Source organism: Paraburkholderia sp. SIMBA_030, assembly GCF_046535245.1.
Classification (GTDB): domain Bacteria; phylum Pseudomonadota; class Gammaproteobacteria; order Burkholderiales; family Burkholderiaceae; genus Paraburkholderia.
Genome location: NZ_JAWRXB010001593.1, coordinates 1 through 237, shown reverse-complemented (window position 1 = coordinate 237; position 237 = coordinate 1). Strand labels below are relative to the sequence as shown.

Sequence of the window (237 nt, the reverse complement as noted above, 5' to 3'; positions counted from 1 at the left end):
CTGAATTCTATTACACAGAAAGAAATCTTACAAATAGAAAAACAATTTGAACGAATCGCATTAAACAAAATAAGAAACAATCAAGAAAAGTTTAGAAAAATGGGGTTGAAAATTGAAGCTGCTTTTGGGAGAGTCGGAGACGAAAAAGAGATCGGAAAAGAGGTACAGCCCTCAGATTGTTTTGAGAATAGTTATAACTCATTAATATTTTTTTCTGTAGCTTATTTGGATGGTACC

The 237-nt window shown here is 32.1% G+C and carries 1 protein-coding gene; it reads left to right on the top strand.

Features of this window, described 5'->3' with window-relative positions:
* Nucleotides 1-237 (top strand): hypothetical protein (locus SB772_RS45380; RefSeq protein ID WP_410839200.1); only part of this gene is annotated, 237 nt, incomplete at both ends.